Raw genomic sequence first — 20,982 nt, 5'->3', positions numbered from 1 at the left:
GGTGAGGGTGACGGGAGTCAGGAAGAGCGGCAGATCAAACTGGGCGCCTGGGTCGGTAATCAACGGAGCAGGGCGGCGATGCTGACACCGGAACGGGTAGAACAACTGTCCACCATCGGCATGCGATGGACATGACGGGCGTCACCGCAGCCGCCACACCCACCACCAACTACCTCGTGCTCTGGTGGAACTGACCCACAACCCCACAGCCGGCTCACGACCCAGCTGTCCTTTGACAGCGAAGTCAGTCCGGCCGAAGTCGCTGACCTGCGCGGACTGACTTCGCTGTCAACGCAGTCGCGTGACGCTTCTTTCGGCCCGCCCCCCTGGCCGCCTGCGGGCCGGTGTGGGCCTTCCCCTTTCTGCCGGGGCGACGTACCTCCCGGCAGCAGCAGTTCCGCGCGATAGCGGGCTCACGCGGCGCTACGAGGTTCACGGCGCCGGTACGGCACCGATCTGCTGCATCACCCCGAGGAGATCGGGCTGGCCCCGTTCGCCGACGATCCGGCCGTCGGCCAGGTAGTAGAAGTTCATGGCCTGCACCGAGATCTTGTTGCCGCTCGCCGGGATCCCGAAGAATTCACCGTCGTGGGTTCCCCGCATGGTGAACCGCGCGGCCACGGTGTCACCTTCGGCGACCGTCTCCTCCAGCGTCCACCGGACGTCGGGGAAGGCACTGCGCATCATCCCGATGACTTCCAGATACCCACCGGGCCCCCGCAGTGGTTCCGGGTGGCTGGGCGCGTGGAACACCGCGTCCGGAGAAATGACCTCGCGGGCGAGATCCTCGTTGCCCGTGTTGATGAACTCGACGAAACGGTTCATCACTGACTCGGTGGACTGCGATGGCATCTTGCTGTGCCTCTCCGGAGACGTTTAGGCGGGTATCTGCGAGCATAACATCGAATCGATGTTCACATCGATTCGATGTTCGCGTGCGAAGATGGGCTCATGCTGGAACTCGCGATACTCGGCTTCCTCGCCGAAGGACCCCTGCCTGGACACGAGCTGCGCCGCCGCGTCTCACAGCTGACCGGTTACACACGGCCGGTCAGTGACGGCAGCCTCTATCCGGCGATCAATCGCCTGACCAGGGCGGGCTTGATCGAGCGGCGCGCCGACCCGGCCGCGGGGGCGGCCCGGTACGTGCTCAGCCCGACTGCGGCCGGGCGGGCCGACATGCTTCAGCGTCTGCGCGAGCCCGCCGACCACGAGATCACCGACTTCACCCGGTTCTACGTCGTCCTGGCCTTCCTCTCCCACCTGCCCGACGTGGCCGAACAGCACGCGGTGCTGCGCAGACGGCTGGAGTTCCTGGAAGAACCGGCGAGCTTCTTCTACGACGACGAGCGGCCCCTGCGTGCCGAGGAGATCGCCGACCCCTACCGGCGGGGCATGCTGCTCACCGCCCGCGCCACCAGCCGCGCCGAACGGAGCTGGCTGCGCGAGACCCTCGGGGAAAAACCGCCCGTATTCGCCACCGGATGCACCGACAGCGATCCGCATACGCCCGCCGCTCCCGCGAGCTGACCGTCCACGGAGGTACCCCCCATGCTTGCATCCTGGTACGACGCCCAGGGCCCCGCCGCCGATGTCCTGCACGTCGGTGAACTCCCTGATCCCCTCCCCGGCCCCGGCGAGGTCCGCGTCCGCGTCACCGTCTCGGGCGTCAACCCCGGCGACACCAAGAAACGGCGCGGCTGGCTCGGCTCTGCCATGCCCTATCCACGGGTGATCCCGCACAGCGACGCCGCCGGAGTCGTCGACGCCGTGGGCGCCGGAGTCGACGCCCGCCGCGTCGGACAGCGGGTCTGGGTGTACGGCGCCCAGTCCTACCGCCCCTTCGGCACCGCCGCCCAGTACACCGTCGTCCCCGACCACCAGGCCCCACCCCTGCCCGACCACCTCAGTGACGAGCTGGGGGCGAGCCTCGGCATCCCCGGCATCACCGCCCACCGCACCGTCTTCGCCGACGGACCGGTCGACGGCCGGCTGGTCCTGGTCCACGGAGTTCTCGGCGGCGTCGGCTCCCTGGCCGCCCAGCTCGCCCGGTGGGCCGGCGCCACCGTGATCGCCACCGTCCGCCGCACCGCGGACCTCGACCGCGTCGACCCGGCCGTCGTCTCCCACGCCGTCGCCCTGGATGCCGGCGACCCCGCCGCTGCCATCCGCTCGTACGCCCCGCGGGGCGTCGACCGGATCATCGAAGTCGCGCTGTCCGACAACGCCGATCTCGACAACGCCGTCGCCGCCGACAATGCCGTCATCGCCGCCTATGCCACCCGCTCGGACCGCACCGAGATCCCTTTCTGGCCGCTGCTGTTCAACAACGTCACCCTGCGGCTGCTCGGCAGCGACGACTTCCCCGCCGAGGCCAAGCGCCAGGCCGCCCGCGACCTCACCTCCGCCGCCGCCGTCGGCGCCCTCACCGTCGACGTCCGTGACCGCTACCCGCTGGACCAGATCGCCAAGGCCCACGACCACGTCGACACCGGCGGTGGCCACGGCCGCGTCCTGGTCGCCCTCCCCCAATAGCGCAGACCCGGAACACCGGTCCGTCACCAGCAACCCCCGTCTCATTGACGGCTACTGGATCGCTCGCCTCACACACGGGAACTGGCACCGCTCGGTGGCGGAGCCGATGTGCTGCCTCTGCTGTGTGGTGACGTTGGGGTTGCTCTTCGGGGTGTCCTCGGTGGTCTGTTGTCCTCACGGGTCCGCGTGCTGTCGTAGGCCGTCGAGGATGACGTTCATCAGTGGCCGTGCCGTGGATTTCCATTCGTGCCGTTCCAGTCGGCTGAGGTAGGCGATGAGCAGGAGGACCCCGTGGGCATCCACGTCCGTGCGGATGGAACCGGCCGCTTTCCCGGCATCCAGCAGGCGAGCGAGGGCGCCTTCGATGGGGTTGTGGCTGTGGGCGACGAGGTCCTGCCACGCCGTCGGCTCTAGCGCTGCCAGAACGCCGCGTTTGATCTCGGCGTAGTCGACCACTCGGTCGAGCCAGTGACGCAAGGCTTCCACGGGCTCGTGTTCCGCCAGCAGAGCGGGGGCGGCGGCGACGAGTTCTTCGACGTCGCGCCGGTAGACCTCGGCGAGGAGCGCTTCGCGGTTGGGGAAGTTCCGGTAGAGCGTTCCCTGTCCCACACCGGCACGTTTGGCGATCTCGTTGAGGTGGACGTGGTGGGACTCGGCGAGGGCTGCGCGGGCTCGAACAGCCGGGCGACGTCGAGATCGGCGAGATCAGCGTTCGCCCCACAGTCCAGGCATGACACCTGCCACCACCGGAAGCGGTCGGCGCGCGAGCAGCTGTCCGCGATCGGGATGCGGTGGTCGTGATGGGCGTCGCCGTCACTGAATGCGCCGGGCAATCCCGGTTTCCTTGCCCAGCAGCCATTCGAGCGGGCCTCGTGGGAAGAAGTGGGACCAGAGGGTGGCCAGGGCGGTGATGGATGCGATGAAGCCGAGCAGGATGTACAGGGGTGCGACGGTTGATCCCTCGGTGTTCAGGAGCCAGATCGCGACGATGTGGAAGACGTACGCCGTCAGTGACATCGAGCCGACCGCTATGACGGGGCGGGCCAGGCGGCGCAGCCGGGGGAAGGCGTCCATGGCGGCCAGGCAACCCGTGATCACCAGGATCGCGACGCCGGTGGCGGCCACGATGGACAGGGTCGCCTCGCTGTGCGGGGCGGAGGCCAGCATTCCGGCGGGGGTGTCGCCGAAGATGCCGATGCTGTCGGGCGATACGGACGACACCGACGACATGCCCGGTCCCTCTTCGGCTTTCCGGACGGCGGCTGCGGCGCCGGGTACGAGGCGCAGCGCCAGCCAGGAGCCGCCGTAGCCGGTGACGGCGAGGGCTGCGCCGGTGAGGGCCAGGCGTGTGCGGACCGCCGTGGCGGTCAGGTCGCAGCGGGCGACGGCCATACCGGCGATGACGAACGGGACCCAGGTCAGGGCCGGATAGCCGCCGGTGAAGAACAGCGAAACGGGGCCGTCGGCCTGGCCGTAGGAGAGGAACACCCGGCCGCCGAACACCGGCTTCAGCGCGTACAGCAGTTGCGGGCCCACCAGGGCCCAGCCCACCGCGATCAGGGCCAGCGGCTTGGCGCCCAGCCGGTACAGGGGCAGCACGAGCAGGAAGAACAGGCCGTAGAAGGCGAGGATCGGCACGACCGGGGTACCGGTCAGGGTCAGGGCAGTGCCCAGGGCTATCAGGATCACGGCCCGGATGATCACCTTGGCGACGGCCTGTCGGCCGGCCAGGCCGGTCTTCGGTGTGCGGCGGCCGGTGATGAGGGCGACCGCGAAGCCGGCCAGGACGGCGAACAGGGCGGAGGAACGGCCTTGCGCCAGTTCCATCAGGAAGCCGATGGCACCGTCCTGGCTCGGGGCGGGGCCCACATGGACCGCGTACATGCCGAAGACGGCCAGGCCGCGGGCCAGGTCCAGCCCGACCAGACGTCCCACCCCGGCCGCGCCCGGCGAGGGCTCACCGCGCTCGCGTTCGGAGGGTGGTGCGGCGGCCTGCGAGAGGTCTGCGTGCTCAGTCATGGCTCTCAGGCTGGAGGCCGGGCGAGCCGCGGAGTATCCGGCAGGAGGCTGCCGTGTCCCTGCCGATCGGGGGGCGATACCCCCGCCGGGTGGCGGGAGTTGCCACCCGAGACGCCGGGGGCGCTCCGGGGCTTTGAGGCCGAGGCGGTGTCGGAGGGCACTGGCTCGCCGGATTCCGGTAGGTGGGGGCGGTCAGCCGGCCCAGACGTCCTCCACGTAGTGGCCGGACTCGGTCAGGGCGGCCAGCCAGGCGGTGGCCTCTTCGTCGTCCGCGCCGGTGTGCGTGCGGTAGACCGCCATGAACGCCTCCCGCACGGCGGGGGCCATCCGGCGGCCGTCGCCGCAGACGTAGACGCGGCTGCCGGCCTCCAGGGCCGCCCACACCTCGTCGCTCTCCTTGGCTATGCGGTCCTGCACGAAACGGGCCCCGTCCTCGGGCGCGCAGGAGAAGGTGGGCCGCATGCTGACGGCTCCGGCGGCCTCGGCCGCCTCGAACTCCGCGCGGTGCAGGTAGTCGACGTCGGGGTGGTCGCAGCCGAAGTAGCACAGCAGGGTGCCGGTCGACTTGGCGTGGTGGCGGTCCAGGACGGCCCCGCGGAAGGGCGCCAGTCCGGTGCCCGCGCTGACCAGGATCGCCGGCGCCGAGTCGTCCTCGGGCAGCCGGAACGCGTCACTGCAGGGCAGCACCCGGGCCTGGACGGTGTCGCCCGCGTTCACGGTCTGGAGGTGGTGCGAGCCGATGCCGCGGAAGGTGCCCTCGCCGCCCCGGTGGGGTGCGGCGAGCAGGGACACCATCAGGTCGGCCTCGCCGGGTGACGTCTTGGCGGAGGAGGAGATCGAGTAGTGGCGCGGGCGCAGCACGGGCAGCAGTTCCAGGAAGACCTCGAAGGGCAGTTCGCAGGCCCGGTAGCGCTCCAGCAGGTCGAGGAGGCTGTGTCCGGCGGCGGTCACCTGCTCGCGGAAGGTCTCCGCGTCCGCCTCGGCGAGTTCGGCCAGGGGGCGCTTCTCGGGCGGGCAGGCGGTGTGTCCGGCGAGTGCGGCGGCCTGTTCCCGGGTGGCGGGGTCCTGGAGTTCGACGAAGTCGGTGAGCAGGCGGCGCAGGGTCAGCGGGCGGTCGACGGGCAGGGCGCTGCGGCTGCGGCGGCGGGCGCGGAGGCGGACGGTGCGGTCCAGGTCGAGGGAGAAGCGGTCGGCCACGCGCTGGACGAGGTCGGCCGGGTTGCTCGGGAGGACGGCGATGTGGTCGCCGGTGCGGTAGGTGACGCCGTCGGGGAGCCGTAGTTTGAGGAAGCGCTTGGAGCGGCCGAGTTGGTGGTTCATGTCGACCAGTTCGTACGCGTCGAGCACCTCCATGGGCTGGACGCCGTGCCGTGCGGCGAGTGCGCCGGTGACCGAGTCGGTCGCGTCCTCCAGTGCGTACAGTCCCGTTTCCCGGCCGGCGTCCGGCTCTGTCCCGGCGTCTTCCCCGGGGGTCCCGTAGCGTTCCAGCAGGGTGGTCCACAGGTCTCCGGTCCAGCGGTCCACCGTGCCCGCGAAGTCGCCGGAGGCGTCGGCGGCGGTGCGCTCCAGCAGGGGTGTGGCGCCCGCGGCGGTGAGCCGTTCGTCGATGAGGGTGGGGATGCGCTGGTAGGTGGCGGCCCAGTTGCGGTCGCCGACGCCGAGTACGGCGTACGTCAGTCCGTCGAGCGCTCCGGGCTCCAGCCCCTCCAGCCAGGTGATGAACCGGGCGGCGTCGTCGGTGGGCCTGCCGTTGTAGGAGGCGGCGACGATCACGACCGGTCCGTCGGCGTCGGAGAGCTTGCCCACGGCGTCGTCGAGGGGCGCGACGGACGGGGTGAATCCGCGCGCGTCGCCGTCCGAGGCGAGGTCGTGGGCGATGCCGGCGCAGGTGCCCAGGTTGGAGCCGTGCAGCAGGGTCAGCGCGGTTCCGGTGGCGCGGCCGGTGGCGGGGCGGTGCGCGGCGGCGACGGCGACGTCCTCGGTGGCGGTGGGCAGGCGTCGCTCGTCGCTGGTGCGCCGGGCGAGGTTCAGGGTGAACCCGTCGGGCTTGATGGTGACGGACTGGCTGATCTTCAGCTGGTAGTCGGTGTGGTCGATCAGGCGGTAGCGGTGGACCAGCAGCGCGAGGACCAGCGTCGCCTCGTGCAGCGCGAACTGGCGGCCGATACAGGCGCGTTCGCCGTTGCCGAACGGCTTGAACAGGTGGACCGGCCGCGCCTCCTCCCGCTCGGGCAGGAACCGGTCGGGGTCGAACAGCTCGACGTTCTCGCCCCAGGCGGGGTCGCGGTGCAGTTGCGGGATGAGGACCTCGACCGCCTCGCCCTTGCGCAGGACGTACTTCCCGCCGATGACGGTGTCCTCAAGCGCCTCCACGCCGTACGCGGGGGCCGTCGGCCACAGTCGCAGGGCCTCGTTGAGCACCTGGCGGATGTACGTCAGTTTGCCGATGTCCCCGTAGTCCGGGTCGGGGGCGTCCGAGTCGCCCCACACGGCGTCGACCTCGGCCTGTGCGCGGGCGAGGATCTCGGGGTGCTTGGTCAGGTAGTAGAGGGCGAACGACAGGGCGCCGCTGGTGGTCTCGTGGCCGGCGATGAGGAACGTGATCGCCTGGTAGCGGATGTTGACGTCGTCCAGGGGTTCGCCCGTCACCGCGTCGCGGGTGTGCAGCATGCGCCCGAGGATGTCGTCGGTGCTCCGGTCGCCGGACGCCTTGCGCTGCCGGATCACGTCGTCGACCAGGTCCTTCATGCTGGTCGTGTCCTCGCGGAACCGTTCCGTCTTCTTCCACTTGAACAGCTCCGTGCCGGGGATGGAGTCCTCCTTCTCCTGGACGAAGCCGAGCACCCGTGACAGGGACGTGACGAAGGGGTGCGGTTCCTTCCGGCTGAACGACTCGAAGTCGTAGCCGAAGCCGCACAGGCCGATCGTGTCGAGGGTCAGCCGTGTCATGTCGTCGCCGACGTCCACGGGCTCCGTGCCCACCGCCTGGTCCCACTTCCCGATCAGCTCCCGGGCGACCTTGAGCATCGTGGCGTGGTAGCCGCGCATCGCGCCCAGGGAGAAGGACGGCATCAGGACGTCGTGCGCCTTGCGCCAGTTGGGCTCGTCGTTGTAGGCGGTGATGAGCCCGTCGCCTGCGAGTCCCCGCAGGGTCACGAGTACGTCGTGCACGTTCTTGCGGAACCGGGTCTCGTCCGCCAGCTCCGTGACGAGGTCGAGGCCCGAGGCGAAGTTGATCTCGTGGCCGAAGACGCTGAACTTGAACAGCGGCCCCAGCTCCTTCGCCTCCTTCATCACGTGGAACAGGGGGATGGAGTCCCTGGGCAGGTCGAATGCGCTGCCGACCAGGGGCAGGCCCGGCCGCTGGGGAATCGGTTCTGTTCCGCGTAGGGCCTCGTGGGTCATGGGAGTGCCTTTCGTTCCGCACCGGTAAGTCGCTCAGGATCAACTTACACACGACATTGTCGAATGACAATGTCGATTGAATAGATTGCTCGACAAGGTCGTTCGACGAAGCGAGGTGAGGGCGTCGGGACGGTGGGGGGACGGTGACTTGACACACGACTCCGCCCCTAGACATGGTTAATCGACATGGTCGATCGACCACATCGGTTGGTGCGCAGCCGCATCCGCGCATTCGCCATCGAACGAAGAGAGGTTCCCGCCATGAGCAGCATGCTCGCCGGACGGCTCCACCTGGACACACGTACGTTCGCGGTCGAAGAGGTTCCGGTGCCGGTGCCGGGCCCGGGAGAGGTCCTGGTCGAGGTGCGGGCCGCCGGGGTGTGCCTGTCGGACGTCCATCTGATCGACGGCAGTCTCAGCCCCGGCTTCCCGGTCGACGCGGTCGCGAACAGCCGGGCGGTGACCCTCGGCCACGAGGTCGCGGGCGTCGTCCACACCCTCGGCCCGGACGTGCAGGGCCTGTGGGAACCGGGTCAGCGGGTGGTGCTCCAGGCCGGGCAGGCGTGCGGAGAGTGCGGAGGCTGCCTGCGCCGCACGTCCTGCCGGCAGCCGCTGACGCGCGGTGTGGACTACGACGGGGGCTGGGCCCAGTACGCCGTCGCCCGCGAGGACACCCTGCTCCTGATCCCGGACAGCCTGCCCTTCGACCAGGCCGCGATCATTCCCGACGCGGTCTCCACCCCGTACGCCGCCATCGTGGGGACGGGTGCGGTCCGGCCCGCGCAGGCGGTCGGCATCTGGGGTGCGGGCGGTCTGGGCGCGCACGGCATCCGGCTCGCCCGTATGGTCGGCGCGGCTCCGGTCATCGCCGTCGACCCGCTGGCCAGCGCCCGTGAACGTGCCCTCGCCTTCGGGGCGGACGTCGCGCTCGACCCGGCCTCGGCGGGCTTCGCCGAGGCGGTGGACCAGGCCACGGGCGGGTGGGGTCTCCAGGTCGCGTTCGACTTCGCGGGTGTCCCCGCGGCCCGCGCGCAGGCCATCGCCGCGCTCGGTGCCGAGGGGGTTCTGGTCCTGGCGGGGCTCACGCCGGAGCCGGTCGTCATCGGGGACAGCCTGGGCTTCTGTTTCCAGGGCAACCAGATCCGCGGCCACTACGGTTCCGGGCCCGAGCATGTGGAAGAGCTCATCGGTCTGGCCTCCGCCGGGCGGATCGACCTCGCTCCGTCCATCACCGCTCATGTGCCGCTGGCCGATGCGGCGGACGCCGTCGCGCGTCTGGAGAAGAAGATCGGCGACCCGGTCCGGCTCGTGCTCACGCCCTGACTCTGCGGGCCCGCCCGTGCCCTGAGGAGCCCCTTCGGCAGCACCTTGCCGGAGGGGCTCCTCCCATGAAACGCACTCCGGTCTCTGCCGCACTCCATTTTGGTCTATCGACTTTGTCGCATGATAAAGTCTGTCGAACGGATGCTCTTCGTGAAAGGACCCCCGCTCATGCGCATGTTCATCAACGAACCGGTCGAGAGGATGGACGGGCCCTACGTCCGGCGCTGGTGGGCGCTGCTCGTGCTCTGTCTGAGCCTGCTGATGATCGTGATGGCCAACACCGCCCTCACGGTCGCGGCTCCCTCCATGACCCAGGACCTCGGCCTGTCCAGCACCGACCTGCAGTGGGTCATCGACGGCTACACCATCCCGTACGCCGCCCTGATGCTGCTGTTCGCCGCGATCGGCGACAAGTACAGCCGGCGCGGCGCGCTCGTTCTCGGGCTCGTCCTGTTCGGCGTCGGAGCGATAGGGGGCTCACTCGTCGACAGCGCGACCGGAGTCGTCGCGGCCCGTGCGGTGATGGGTGTCGGTGCGGCGCTCATCATGCCCGCCACGCTCTCCCTCCTCGCCGCGACCTTCCCGCGCGCCGAGCGGACCAAGGCGATCACCCTGTGGGCGGGCACCGCCGGTCTCGCCATCGCCGCCGGGCCGCTGATCGCGGGCATGCTGCTGGAGAGTTTCAGCTGGCAGTCGACCTTCCTGATCAACGTGCCCGTGATCGCCCTCGGTATCGCCGGCGCCTTCGTCCTGGTGCCACCGTCCAAGGCCGCGAACGCGCCCCGGATCGACTACGTCGGCGGGCTGCTGTCGGTGGTGTGGATCGCCGCGCTGGTGTTCACGCTCATCGAGGCCCCGCACGGCTGGGACGCCAAGGCCCTCGCGGGCACGGTCGTCACGGTCGTGGGGCTCGTGGCGTTCGTCCTCTGGGAGCTGCGCCATCCGCACCCCCTCCTCGACCCGCGCCGCTTCGCGGACCGTGCGTTCACGGGGGCCAACATCGCCGTCGTCCTGTTCCTCCTCGCGGTCTTCGGCGCCTTCTACTACCTCACCCAGCACCTCCAGTTCGTCCTGCGGTACGACGCGCTGGAGACCGGCGTACGCATGCTGCCGCTCGCCGGTGCGGTCTTCGTCGGCTCCGTACTGACCGGCTACCTCACCCCGCGCATCGGCATGAAGGCGACGATCGTCGCGGGCATGGTCGGCGGTACGACGGCGCTCGCGCTGCTCACCCAGGTCGACAAGTCGTCGTCGTACGGCGATTTCGTGGCGCCCCTCATCGCGCTCGGGCTCGCGATCGGGCTGGCGCTCTCGCCCTGCACGGACGCGATCATGGGCGCGTTCCCCGAGGAGGAGCTGGGCGTGGGCAGCGCGGTCAACGACACCTCGCAGGAGCTGGGCGGGGCGATCGGCATCGCCATTCTCGGTTCGCTGCTGTCGACCTCGTACTCGTCGAACCTGTCGGACGCCACTGCGGGCAGCGAGCTGCCTGCCGACGCGCTGGACCAGGCGCAGGGCTCTGTCGCCGCCGGGTACGGGGTCGCCGATGCCCTTGGCGGTCAGGCGCGGGAGCTTGCCGGGCAGGCGGCGCGGGCGGTCGAACCGCAGCAGGCTGCGCGGCTTCAGGAGCAGGCTGATCAACTCGCCGACGGCGCACACCGGATGACGGACGCGGTCGGTTCGTCCTTCGCGGACGCGGTGGCTCACACCAGTCTGGTGGGCGCGGGGATCCTGGGGGTGGGGGCGGTGTCCGTGGCCCTTCTGCTTCCGGGGAAGGGGCGTGGTGCGGAAGCAAAGGCCGAGGCTGGGGCAGGTGCCTCGGTCGCTCGGGAGAGGGAGGCCGAGTTCACCCGCTCGAATCCGTGATCCTCCGTCGTGTCTTGTCCCGTACGGCAGAACAGGCCCTGGGGAAACCTGGGTGCGTGCCGTGCGGGACCGGTGCTGTCTTCGTGTTGACGGTCAGGACGCCGGGACGGCCGTGAGAGTCAGTTGGCCGCGTGCCAGTGCCACGACGGCGGCGATGAAGGCTTGCAGGCACGTTGCCTCGGCCTCTTCGTCGGGGTGGGTCAGGCGTTGCATGACCAGCCCGTCGAAACCGGAGAGGAAGAACCGCGCGACGGTTTCCGCGGGCTGGGACAGGGGCTGGCCCGTGCGCTCGGCCGCCTGCGTCACGAGCCTCGCCGTCGCTTCGACCACGCCACGGTAGTGGCTCTCCAGGGCCTCGTTGAGCGCGGGCGTGCGGAGCGCGAACATGCTCAGCTCCGAGAGGAGGAGGTGGTGGCCCGGCTTCTCGCGCACGGTGTTCCAGAGGGCCGAGGCCAAGGTGCTGACCGTCTCCTCGAATCCGGCATCCTCCGGAGCGGCCTGCTCGACCTGCGCCAGCAGCTCCGCTGTGAGCTGTTCCATGACGGCGCGGTAGAGGCCTTCCTTCGTGCCGAACGTGTAGTGCACGGTGGCCTGGGCCACGCCCAGTTCGGTGGCGATGGCACGGGTGCTTCCGGCTGAGACTCCTTCTCTCGTCATGAGGTCGATAGCTGCTTTGATCAGTTGGGGGCGGCGCTCGGCCGCTGAGACGTGAGCCATGGGTTCATATTAGCGACTTGGTCTTATGAGCAAGTCAGCTGCACACGACGAAGACGGCCTAGTCTGCCGGGATGGAGATCGGCGAGTGGTCGCCCGCGTGGTGAACGGATTTGCGGGGGCTGTGTGCGTCGGGGCGGTCGGTGGGGTCTATCTGCTGGCCGTGCGTAGGACTGCTGGGGCCTCCCTCTTGGGGGCGGTCGTGCTTGTTCTGGGTGTTGCGGTGGTTCCTGTTGTCCGTGGGCAGGCGGCGCATTATGTCGTGGGGGTCGCGTTGACCGTCGGTGGCCTGGTGGCCGTCGTCTGGGCTGTGGGGCGGTCGCGGCGGCGGCGGGCGGCCCGTCGGGGTGCGCTGGCCGATTACGAGGCCGGTACTGCCGTGGTCTCTCTGTTCGCGGCGCTTGCCGAGCGGGAGCGGCTCGCGGTGGAGTTGCATGATGTGGCCGCGCATCGGCTGACCGGGATCGTGGTGGACGCGGGGGCCGCGCTCCGGCTCGCCGATCCGGAGCGGAGCGGGGACGCGCTGCGTCATGCCGGGGTGGCGGGCCGGGCGGCCGTACGGGAGTTGGAGCGGCTCACCGAGTTGGACGCGACGGCGGCGGGGTTCGCCGAGGTCGACGCGCTGGCGCACGCGGTGGATTACCGGCGGACGGTCGACACGGCGCCGGCCGGCAGCGCGCAGGCCGCGTACCGGGTCGTGCGGGAGGCGTTGACCAACGCGGCCCGGTACGCCGCGGGTGCGGCCGTACGCGTCCGGATCGAGCCGGCGGACGGCCCAGACGACGGCGAGCGCATGTTCGTCGTCACTGTCACGGACGACGGGGGTACGGCCGCCGAGCCGAATCTCGGGACCGGGCTCGGTCTCGCGGGGCTGGCGGCCACGGTCACCGCGGCGGGCGGGACGTTCCGCGCGGGGCCGGACGAGGGCCGGGCGGGCTGGAGCGTGCGGGCCGTGCTGCCCTCGGCGACGGCCGTGGCCCCCCGCCGGTGGCCCTTGTGGCGCGGGACGGCCGCGCTCGACTACGCGCTGGTGGCGCTGGCAATCGCCCTGTCGCTCGGCGCGAGCCTCATCACCACCGAGGCCCCTTTCGGCGGGGTGCTGTCCGCGCTGGTGACCGTCGTGCTGTCGGGCCTGCACGCCGTACCGCTGGCCTGGCGTTCGCGGGCGCCCGGGCGGGCTCTCGTGGCGGTGCTGTCGGCGTTGCTGCTGTGGTGGGCGTGCGACCGGGCCGGGTGGACGCGGCCTCCGGTGAGCGATGTCTTTCTGGTGTACGGGTGGGTGGAGTTGACGCTCGTGTACAGCGTCGGGGTGCGGCTGCCGTGGCGGCGGGGTGTGTTCGCGCCGTTCGCCGTGGCCGCTGTGGGAGGGGTCGCGCTGGCCAGCGGCAGCGGTATCACCGGCAGTCGTACGGCTGCCTGGGCCGTGCTGGCGGGTGCGCTGGTTCTTCCCTCCCTGGCCGTCTGGTGCTGGGGGTGCCGGACCGCTCGGCGGTACGAGCGGCTGCGGGTGGCTGCCGTCCGGCGGCGGGTTCTGCTGGACGGGGACGCCGACGCGGCCGTGTCCGCGCAGCGGCTGGTGTTCGCCGCCGGGCTGCGGGACTCGGCGCTGCGGCATGCGCGGGCGGTGGTTGTCGCGGCGGAGCGGGGTGACCTGTCGGCCGTACGGGAGGAGGCTCGTGCGGGTCTGGCCGCTCTGCGGGACCTGCTGTCCGGGGTGCGTGCGGAGGACGGCGGCTCCCCGCCTCCCACTGTCGCCGGGATCGCCTCGCTGGCCGCGCGTCACGGCGCCGTCGTCCGGTACGCCGGAGTGCGCCGTCCACTGCCGGCCGCCGTGGAGGTGTTCGCGTACCGGACCGCGTCCGCGCTCCTGGCCGTCGGCGTCACCGTCACCGTGCGTACGCTCCCTGACGGTGTGGAGGTCTCCGGTCCCGCCGGTCCGGAGGTGGAGCGGCGGCTGCGTGCTCTCGCGGACGCCGCCGGGGGTAGCCTCTCGTCGACCGGCCGCGGTGCGGTGCGGGTGTGGCTTCCGGAGGCGTTCCCATGGCGATCAGAGTGACCGTGGCGGACGACCAGGCCGTCGTACGGGCCGGGATCGCGGCGATCCTCGACGCGGAGCCCGATCTGTGTGTCGTCGGGCAGGCGGCGGACGGTGATACGGCGGTCGAACTCGCGCTGTCGGCGCGGCCGGACGTCGCGCTGATGGACGTCCGGATGCCGGGGATCGGCGGGCTGGCGGCGACCGCCGCGATCACCGAGCGCAGTCCTTCGACGCGTGTCCTGGTGCTCACGACCTTCGGGCTCGACGAGTACCTGTTCGCCGCGTTGCGCGCCGGGGCCGCCGGTTTTCTGCTCAAGGACGCCGAGCCGGAGCGGGTGATCGACGCGGTGCGGGTGGTTCATGGAGGTGCCGCGCTGCTCGATCCGGCGGTGACCCGGCGGCTGATCGACCGTTTCACGGACGGTCCCGGTCCGCTCGACACGACTCGCCTCGACCGGCTGACGGCGCGTGAGACGGAGGTGCTGCGGCAGGTCGCCCGGGGGTTGTCCAATGCGGAGATCGCGGGGGTGCTGGGGGTGAGTGCGCCGACCGTGAAGGACCATGTGTCCGTCGTGCTCGGGAAGTTGGGGGTGCGGGACCGGGTGCAGGCGACGATCGCGGCGTACGAGACGGGGTTGATCCGGCCGGGTGACGGGGCGCCCCCGCCGTGAGGTGGGGGTGACACCCCGCCGCGAGGCGGTCCTCGTGGCCTGCGGGACCGTCCCTGAGCTGGACGGATCGTCCGCGCCTGGTTCCTAGCCTCGAAGGCATGTCACGCATACTTCTCCGCCGTGTCGTCGGCGGTGTCCTGTTGTTCCTGGCGTTGTCGCTGTCCCCTGCTGTGGCGGCGGCCGGTTTCCTCGCTGCGGCGTTCGTCACCGCGCGGGTGCCGGTCCTCGTCCTCGCCGGTCTGCTCTGCGGCGCGCTGACCGGTGGGCTGCTCGGGTGGGCGGCGTTCGCCCTGTTCGGCCTCCGCCGTCGTCCCGCGCTGCGGGCGTCGGCGTTCCTCGCGGTCGGTCTGACCGCCGCCGTCGCCGTCCTCGCCGCCGTCACCGTTCTGCGCCCCATGCCCACCGCTACGGCCGCTCCCATCCCGGCCGGTGTGCGGTTCTGGGATCTGCCGACCGGTTCGCGGATCGCGTACGTCCATGCCGCCGCCGTCGGGAAACCCCGTCCGACGCCGGTGATCTTCCTGCACGGGGGTCCTGGGACGCCCGGTGAGGGCATTCCCACGGGGGGTCGTGAACTCGCTGCGGATGGATTCGATGTGTATGCGTACGACCAGGTCGGCGCCGGTCGTTCCAGCCGGCTGGGGGACGTCTCCGGGTACACCGTCGCGCGTCAGGTCGCCGATCTGGAGGCGATCCGGCGCATGCTCGGTGCCGAGCGGGTCGTTCTGGTGGGTCAGTCGTGGGGTGGGTCGCTCACCGCGCAGTACCTGGCGGCGCACGGGGAACATGTCGCCAAGGCGGTGTTCACCTCGCCGGGTGCGCTGTGGGGGCGTGAGTATCCCGGGTCCGAGGCGGGGGAACCCTGGAACCGGCTCTCCCCCGCGCAGAAGGCGCGGCTCGACCGGCTGAACGGTGAACCCCGCATCCTCGCCGCGAGCCTGCTCCTCCCGGTCAACCCCGGCGCCGCCCATGCGCTGGTCGGCGACCGTGAGGCCGACCGCTGGATGCACGAAGTCGCCCTCCAGGGCAAGGACAGCGCCTCCTGTGCGGGCGCGTCCCCTGCCACTCCGCACGACAACCCTCAGGGTTTCTACGTCAACCAGCTGACGGTCAGGGACTTCGAACGGCTTCCCGATCCCCGGCCCCGGCTGCGTACCCTGCGCGTCCCCTCCCTGGTCATGCGGGGGGAGTGCGACTTCATCAAGCCTGCCGTGACCGCCGAGTACGAACGCACCCTGCCGGACTGCGAGTTGATGACCGTCGCGGGCGCCGGGCATGCCATCTCACGTGATCAGCCTCGTCGTTACACCTCGCTGCTGCGGGCGTTCCTCCTGGACCGGCCGTTGCCGACGGGGACCGGCTGAATCCGCCTCCGGCCTCCAGGGTCTGCCGGGTTCTGGAGGCCGGTGCGGTCGGTGTTCAGGCGGGGATGACCTGGATCTCGCGGAAGCCGTGGATCACGAGGGGCGTGCCAGGTCAGCACGGCCTGGGCGCGTGCGTCCTGGCCGGCTCGGGTCGCCCTGGTGGGCCTCCCGACCGGTCATGGCTACCCGTGGCCGGCTCCATCGGCACCGGACGTGTCCGGTGGCACGCGGCGCGCTTCGCGGGCCCGGCCGGGGCGCGTGTGTCAGCCGTGGCACGAGACGCTCGGGCTCTGTTCAGGCAGTGCCTGGTCGCGTCCGGCGCGCGTACGCCCGCGCCGCTCGTGCCCGGTCTCCGCAGCGGGTCGAGCACCAGTGGCGGCGGCCGTGGCGTAGGAGGTAGCGGTTGCAGGGAGGGGAGGCGCAGGCCGTGAGGCGGTCGGCGTCCGGGGAGGTGAGGAGGTCGGCTGCGTCGGCCGCGAGGGTTGCGAGGGCGTGGTCGACGAGGGCCGTGGTGGGGTGGGTGGTGGTGCGGTAGGGGCCGGTCTTCTCGTCCCACTGGAGGAGGGGGGCGGTGGGGACTCGGGTCATCGCGTCGTTGATCGCGGCTACGGCGGTGGGGGGCGCGGGGAGGGCTGCGACCCGGGCGGCGAAGAGGGTTCTGATCTGTTCGCGCAGGGCGCGGAGTTGGGCCGTGCACGTCTCGCCGAGGTCGACGTCGTCGGGGGCGAGGGCGTGGTCGACGAGCCAGCGGTTCGCGGTCTGCGGGGTGCCGAGGAGGTCGACGTAGTGTCCGCCGGGCAGGGCGAGGGCGCTGTTGGCGAGGGCGAGGGCGCGGTGGCGCTCCTCCCCCGGCGCGGGCGTCACGGAATCTTCCACGGCGTCATGCTACGTCCCAGGATTCTCACGGAACAGCTTGTCTTCATCCGTGAGACCTGTCTACGATCTCCTCACGGTTCAACTCGGAACATCCGTGAGGAGATTGTCGTGTCCTTCCCTGTCCGCGTCCTCGGTGGCCCCACCGCGCTCTTCGAGTACGGCGGCCTGCGCTTCCTGACCGACCCGACCTTCGACGAGCCCGGCGACTACCCCGTACCGGGCGGCAGCCTCACCAAGACGGCCCCGCCCGCCGTCGCCCCGGGCGACCTCGGCCCCATCGACGTCGTCCTGCTCTCCCACGACCAGCACCCCGACAACCTCGACACCTCCGGCCGCGCCCTCCTCGCGGACGTACCGCTGACCCTGACCACCCCCGGCGGCGGGCAGCGTCTCGGCGGGACCGCGCGCGGGCTCGCCGACTGGGAGTCGGTGGAGCTGGAGCGCCCCGGCGGCGGCACGCTCACCGTCACCGGGGTCCCCGCGATCCACGGGCCCGGCAAGCGTGAGGACGTCGAGCCGTTCACGGGGCAGGTCGTCGGGTTCGTGCTGACCGGCGAGGGGCTGCCGACGGTGTACGTCAGCGGCGACAACGCGTCCCTGGACGCCGTACGGGAGATCGCCGGGCGGTTCGGTCCCGTCGACACGGCCGTTCTGTTCGCGGGTGCTCCCCGGGTTTCCCGGCTGTTCGACCGCGCGCTCCTCGTCCTCGACAGTGCGCGGGCCGTCGAGGCTACGCGGCTGCTGGACGCGCGGCGGGTCGTGCCCGTGCACTGCGACAGCTGGACTCATTTCACCGAGGGGCGTGGGGAGTTGACCGCCGCGTTCAGCGCCGCCGGGCTGTCCGACCGCCTCTCCCTCGCCTGACTCCGCGCACGCCACCAGGTCCCGGCGAGCACCACGGCCGCCGCCGTGCCGTACGTCCACGCCTGGAGCGGGAAGCCGGGCAGCAGGCGTCCTGCCAGGTAGAGGGTGGTGCCCGCGAGGGTGACGGGGAGCCATTCCCAGCGGTCGGACAGGGTGGCGAGGGCGATCAGGAGGAGGGAGTACCAGGGGTAGTTCGGGGAGAGGAGGAGCAGGGTCGTGCCGGTCATGAGGAGGGCGCCGGTCCAGGGGCGGGCGGGGTCGCCGCGCCGCCACACGTACAGGGCGGTCAGGGCCAGCAGGACGACCGCGACCGGGCCCGCCGCGACGGGCGGCAGCAGGAGGCGCAGGAGCGCGAAGCGCCGTACGTCGTCCTGGTCGTAGCCCTCCTCGTGGAGATAGCCCGGCAGGTAGCCGAGGACGCCGGGGCCGGAGGCGACCGCGTACGGGAGGTAGGCGAGGGCCACCGTGAGGGCTGCCGCGGCGGCGACGCGCAGGGGGCGTCGGCCGCTGAGGGCGGCGGGGAGGGCGAGGACGGGGAGAATCTTCACGGCGATCGCGGCGCCGAGGAGGGCGCCACGCCGGGTGCTGGTGGTGCCCAGGGCGAGGACGGTGAGCAGGACGCCGAGGGTGTCGATGTGGGCGTTGTTGACCGCCTCGAAGGCGACCGCCGGGCACCAGGCCCACAGGGCCGCCGTGGCGGGGGTGCGGCGCAGGAACTTCAGCAGGGCCAGGGTCGTACCGAAGGCCAGGAGCGCGCCGCCGAGTTGGATGGGCTTGTGGCGGCTGTCGGGCGGGGAGACGGTGTGGACGGCGAGGTACCAGGCCTCGGCGACGGGCGGGTAGATGGTGGGGACGGTCGGGCGGTTGATGCGGACGCACAGGTCGCCCGGGGCGCGGGTGAGGCCCCAGCCCTCGCAGGACTCCTTCGTCGGGAAGAGCCATTCGTCGCGCAGGCTCGCGAGTTCGGGGGCGGCCGGCGGGTGGGCGTAGGGGGAGATGCCGGCGGCCTGGACGCGGCCGTCCCAGGCGTAGCGGAACATGTCGTCGCTGGTGCGGGGTGGTGCGGTCAGGCCCGCGAGGGCGACGGCGGCGCCGCCCAGCAGGACCAGGAGGGTCGCGTGGCGGCGCGGGACCTTGCGTACGGTCCACACGGCGGCGGCGAACAGGGTCCAGGCGACGGCGTTCCCGGCGAGCAGAGCGCCGGGGGCCTGGAGGTTGTCGCCCGCGTGGAGGGTGAGGGTCACGGTCGCGGTGAGCGCGGCCAGGAGGAGGACGACGGCGGCGGTCATGACGCGGCGGCCCGCAGGTCGACGAAGCACCGCTCCCCCGCCGTCCACAGGTCGGCGCCCGTCCAGCCGGTCGCCTCGGCCGTGCGCAGGAGCGCGGTGGGGCCGACGCGGGCCCAGGGGAAGGCCGTTCCGTGGTGGCCGCCGGCGTTCTCGACGCGGACGGTGAGGCGGTCGTCGACGTCGTCGTACGCCGTCTCCGCGAGCAACCGGCCGCCGGGGCGCAGGAGTTCGCGCAGGCGGGCGAGGAGGGCGGCCGGGTCGCCGCCGATGCCCACATTGCCGTCGAGGAGCAGGACGGTGTCCCAGCGGCCCTCGCTCGGCAGCCGGTCGAAGACCGAGCGGCGCAGGGCGGTGCCGCCGAGCCGCCGGGTGCGGGCGACGGCGGCGGGGCTGACGTCGACGCCGAGCGCCGGTACGCCGGTCGCGGCGAGCGCGGCGACCAGGCGGCCGGGGCCGCAGCCGACGTCCAGGACGCGGCCGGTGCAGCGGCGCAGGACGGCCGTGTCGGCTTCGTCGGCGGCGGCGCACCAGCGCTCCACGTCCAGCGGGAGGAGGCGGGCCGTGTCGAGGCAGCGCAGGTACAGCGGGCCGCGGCCGGTGCGCAGGGCGTGGGCGTACGGGTCGTCGGTCCAGGGCGTTCCTGCGGGGCGCGGCCGGGTCGCGAGGCCTTCCCCGGCGCTCACCTGAGGACTCCGGCGTACGCAGTGACGGCAGCGGCGAAGCGTGCGCCGGGCGGGCACAGGGCGGCGACCTCGGTGGCGTCGGCGGCGGTGTCGACGTCGCGCAGGACGGGGAGGTCGCGGACGGTCAGGCCGGCGTCGGTGAGGCGGCGGCGCTGGATCGCGCCGGTGCGGTCGGTGGACATCGGGACGCCGCGTACGAGGTGTCCGGCGCGGGCCGGGTCGGCGAGGCCGAGGGCCCAGAAGCCGCCGTCGGCCGCGGGGCCGAACCAGGCGTCGTGGCCGTCCTCGCCGACGCCCGCGAGGAGGGCGGGGGTGAGGTGGGGGGTGTCCATGCCGACGAGGAGGGCGGGGCCGTCGGTGCAGTGGGCGAAGGCGCCCGCGATGCGGTCGGCCAGGTCGCCGGGGGTCTGGGGGACGACCTCGTAGCCGGGTGGGAGCCAGGGGCCGGGGGCGCCTTCGAGGACGAGGAGGCGGCGGTGGGCGGGGACGCGCAGGAGGGTGTGGAGGGTGTCGGTGAGGGAGGCTTCGGCGAGGGTGGCGGCCTCTTCGGGGGTGTAGGGCGGGGTGAGGCGGGTCTTGACGCGGCCGGGGAGGGGTTGTTTGGCGATCAGGAGGAGGGTCAGGGTCATCGGGTGGCCTCCTGCACGGCCGGTTCCGCGAGGACGACGCGCATGTCCCGTACCGCCTGCCAGGCTCCCCGCCAGGTGCCGGTGACCTTCGAGCGGCCCGCGCGCGGGAGGTAGGGGACGTCGGTCTCGTGGATGCGCCAGCCCGCGTCGGCCGCGCGGACGACCATCTGGAGGGGGTAGCCGGAGCGGCGGTCGGTGAGGCCGAGGGCGAGGAGGGGCTCGCGGCGGGCGGCGCGCATCGGGCCGAGGTCGCGCAGGGCGAGGCCGGTGCGGCGGCGGACCAGGCGGGCGAGTTCGAGGTTGGCGAGGCGGGCGTGCGCGGGCCAGGCGCCGAGGGCGGTGGGCCTGCGGCGGCCGAGCGCGAGGTCGGCGGTGCCGTCGAGGACGGGGCCGGCGACGCGGGGCAGGAGGCCGGGGTCGAGGGAGGCGTCGCAGTCGCAGAAGCAGACGACGTCGGCGGTGGCCGCCGTCAGGCCCGCGTGGCAGGCGGCGCCGAAGCCCCGGCGGGATTCGTGGACGACGTGGGCGCCCAGCGCGCGGGCGATGTCGGGCGAGCCGTCGGTGGAGCCGTTGTCGACGACGATCGCGCGCCAGCCGGACGGGATCCGCTCCAGGACCCAGGGCAGGGCCTCGGCCTCGTCGAGGCAGGGCAGGACGACGTCCACGGAAACGGTGGGTGGGGAGGTCTCGGTCACGTCACTCACCC

At 72.0% G+C, this 20,982-nt stretch carries 19 protein-coding genes; 9 read left to right on the top strand and 10 right to left on the bottom strand.

The features are described 5' to 3' along the window. The first annotated feature begins 33 nt into the window (after positions 1 to 33). Complete coding sequence (locus tag J8M50_RS48455) at positions 34 to 135, top strand: helicase associated domain-containing protein (protein WP_223786504.1); 102 nt, start codon at positions 34 to 36, stop codon at positions 133 to 135. Positions 136 to 432: 297 nt separating this feature from the next. Here J8M50_RS48455 and J8M50_RS48450 read toward each other — a convergent pair whose 3' ends face one another. Then, entirely contained in the window at positions 433 to 825 is a 393-nt protein-coding gene (locus J8M50_RS48450; protein ID WP_100216940.1) for an ester cyclase, read from the bottom strand. Between the two features lie 126 nt (positions 826 to 951). Here J8M50_RS48450 and J8M50_RS48445 point away from each other — a divergent pair, with 126 nt between their 5' ends. Beyond that, entirely contained in the window at positions 952 to 1,530 is a 579-nt protein-coding gene (locus tag J8M50_RS48445) for a PadR family transcriptional regulator (protein WP_010360275.1), read from the top strand. A gap of 21 nt (positions 1,531 to 1,551) precedes the next feature. Then, positions 1,552 to 2,535, top strand: a complete 984-nt coding sequence (locus tag J8M50_RS48440) for an NADPH:quinone reductase (RefSeq protein ID WP_010360278.1) — start codon at positions 1,552 to 1,554, stop codon at positions 2,533 to 2,535. A 174-nt stretch (positions 2,536 to 2,709) separates the two neighbouring features. Here J8M50_RS48440 and J8M50_RS48435 read toward each other — a convergent pair whose 3' ends face one another. The 3 genes from J8M50_RS48435 to J8M50_RS48425 all read right to left on the bottom strand — a co-directional run bounded on the left by J8M50_RS48435 (position 2,710) and on the right by J8M50_RS48425 (position 7,959). Further along, the gene (locus J8M50_RS48435; protein WP_010360281.1) at positions 2,710 to 3,144 is read right to left on the bottom strand and encodes a TetR/AcrR family transcriptional regulator; all 435 of its coding nucleotides are present in this window, start codon (positions 3,142 to 3,144) and stop codon (positions 2,710 to 2,712) included. A 204-nt stretch (positions 3,145 to 3,348) separates the two neighbouring features. After that, positions 3,349 to 4,554 (bottom strand): DUF418 domain-containing protein, encoded by a 1,206-nt coding sequence (locus J8M50_RS48430; protein WP_010360282.1) that lies wholly within the window; start codon positions 4,552 to 4,554, stop codon positions 3,349 to 3,351. Between the two features lie 192 nt (positions 4,555 to 4,746). After that, the gene (locus J8M50_RS48425) at positions 4,747 to 7,959 is read right to left on the bottom strand and encodes a bifunctional cytochrome P450/NADPH--P450 reductase (protein WP_010360283.1); all 3,213 of its coding nucleotides are present in this window, start codon (positions 7,957 to 7,959) and stop codon (positions 4,747 to 4,749) included. A gap of 261 nt (positions 7,960 to 8,220) precedes the next feature. Here J8M50_RS48425 and J8M50_RS48420 point away from each other — a divergent pair, with 261 nt between their 5' ends. Together J8M50_RS48420 and J8M50_RS48415 are read left to right on the top strand one after the other, a co-directional pair. After that, positions 8,221 to 9,282, top strand: a complete 1,062-nt coding sequence (locus J8M50_RS48420; RefSeq protein WP_010360284.1) for a zinc-binding dehydrogenase — start codon at positions 8,221 to 8,223, stop codon at positions 9,280 to 9,282. A 168-nt stretch (positions 9,283 to 9,450) separates the two neighbouring features. Continuing rightward, positions 9,451 to 11,148 carry an MFS transporter gene (locus tag J8M50_RS48415; RefSeq protein WP_050987416.1) on the top strand — a complete coding sequence of 566 codons (1,698 nt, stop codon included), beginning with the start codon at positions 9,451 to 9,453 and terminating at the stop codon, positions 11,146 to 11,148. A gap of 93 nt (positions 11,149 to 11,241) precedes the next feature. On the opposite strand, the gene J8M50_RS48410 is transcribed toward J8M50_RS48415, so the two are convergent. Continuing rightward, positions 11,242 to 11,865 (bottom strand): TetR/AcrR family transcriptional regulator, encoded by a 624-nt coding sequence (locus tag J8M50_RS48410; RefSeq protein WP_010360286.1) that lies wholly within the window; start codon positions 11,863 to 11,865, stop codon positions 11,242 to 11,244. Positions 11,866 to 12,124: 259 nt separating this feature from the next. Between J8M50_RS48410 and J8M50_RS48405 the strand changes: the two genes are divergently transcribed. The 3 genes from J8M50_RS48405 to J8M50_RS48395 all read left to right on the top strand — a co-directional run bounded on the left by J8M50_RS48405 (position 12,125) and on the right by J8M50_RS48395 (position 15,935). Beyond that, entirely contained in the window at positions 12,125 to 13,918 is a 1,794-nt protein-coding gene (locus J8M50_RS48405) for a histidine kinase (RefSeq protein ID WP_010360287.1), read from the top strand. After that, entirely contained in the window at positions 13,903 to 14,571 is a 669-nt protein-coding gene (locus J8M50_RS48400; protein WP_010360288.1) for a response regulator, read from the top strand. Before J8M50_RS48405 ends, J8M50_RS48400 begins: the two co-directional genes overlap by 16 nt. A 98-nt stretch (positions 14,572 to 14,669) precedes the next feature. Beyond that, complete coding sequence (locus J8M50_RS48395) at positions 14,670 to 15,935, top strand: alpha/beta fold hydrolase (protein ID WP_010360289.1); 1,266 nt, start codon at positions 14,670 to 14,672, stop codon at positions 15,933 to 15,935. Positions 15,936 to 16,229: 294 nt separating this feature from the next. Here J8M50_RS48395 and J8M50_RS48390 read toward each other — a convergent pair whose 3' ends face one another. Next, a complete protein-coding gene (locus J8M50_RS48390; RefSeq protein WP_100216941.1) occupies positions 16,230 to 16,811 on the bottom strand; it encodes a CGNR zinc finger domain-containing protein in 582 nt (193 codons plus the stop codon). A gap of 108 nt (positions 16,812 to 16,919) precedes the next feature. Between J8M50_RS48390 and J8M50_RS48385 the strand changes: the two genes are divergently transcribed. Then, positions 16,920 to 17,675 (top strand): MBL fold metallo-hydrolase, encoded by a 756-nt coding sequence (locus J8M50_RS48385; RefSeq protein WP_010360291.1) that lies wholly within the window; start codon positions 16,920 to 16,922, stop codon positions 17,673 to 17,675. On the opposite strand, the gene J8M50_RS48380 is transcribed toward J8M50_RS48385, so the two are convergent. The 4 genes from J8M50_RS48380 to J8M50_RS48365 are packed head-to-tail and all read right to left on the bottom strand — an operon-like array spanning position 17,597 to position 20,971. Then, positions 17,597 to 18,964: a glycosyltransferase 87 family protein gene (locus tag J8M50_RS48380; RefSeq protein WP_010360292.1), complete on the bottom strand. Its 1,368-nt coding sequence runs from the start codon at positions 18,962 to 18,964 to the stop codon at positions 17,597 to 17,599. The genes J8M50_RS48385 and J8M50_RS48380 overlap by 79 nt on opposite strands. Beyond that, positions 18,961 to 19,647, bottom strand: a complete 687-nt coding sequence (locus tag J8M50_RS48375) for a class I SAM-dependent methyltransferase (RefSeq protein ID WP_010360296.1) — start codon at positions 19,645 to 19,647, stop codon at positions 18,961 to 18,963. Before J8M50_RS48375 ends, J8M50_RS48380 begins: the two co-directional genes overlap by 4 nt. Beyond that, positions 19,644 to 20,276 (bottom strand): TIGR04282 family arsenosugar biosynthesis glycosyltransferase, encoded by a 633-nt coding sequence (locus J8M50_RS48370; RefSeq protein ID WP_010360297.1) that lies wholly within the window; start codon positions 20,274 to 20,276, stop codon positions 19,644 to 19,646. Before J8M50_RS48370 ends, J8M50_RS48375 begins: the two co-directional genes overlap by 4 nt. Continuing rightward, a complete protein-coding gene (locus J8M50_RS48365; RefSeq protein ID WP_010360298.1) occupies positions 20,273 to 20,971 on the bottom strand; it encodes a glycosyltransferase family 2 protein in 699 nt (232 codons plus the stop codon). The genes J8M50_RS48370 and J8M50_RS48365 overlap by 4 nt, the downstream gene beginning before the upstream one ends. Between the last annotated feature and the right edge of the window lie 11 nt (positions 20,972 to 20,982).

The sequence above is a fragment of the Streptomyces acidiscabies genome, from assembly GCF_020010905.1.
Taxonomy (GTDB): Bacteria; Actinomycetota; Actinomycetes; order Streptomycetales; family Streptomycetaceae; genus Streptomyces; species Streptomyces acidiscabies.
The sequence above is the reverse complement of the archived record's forward strand: the minus strand, read 5'-3'. Positions and strand labels throughout refer to the sequence as shown.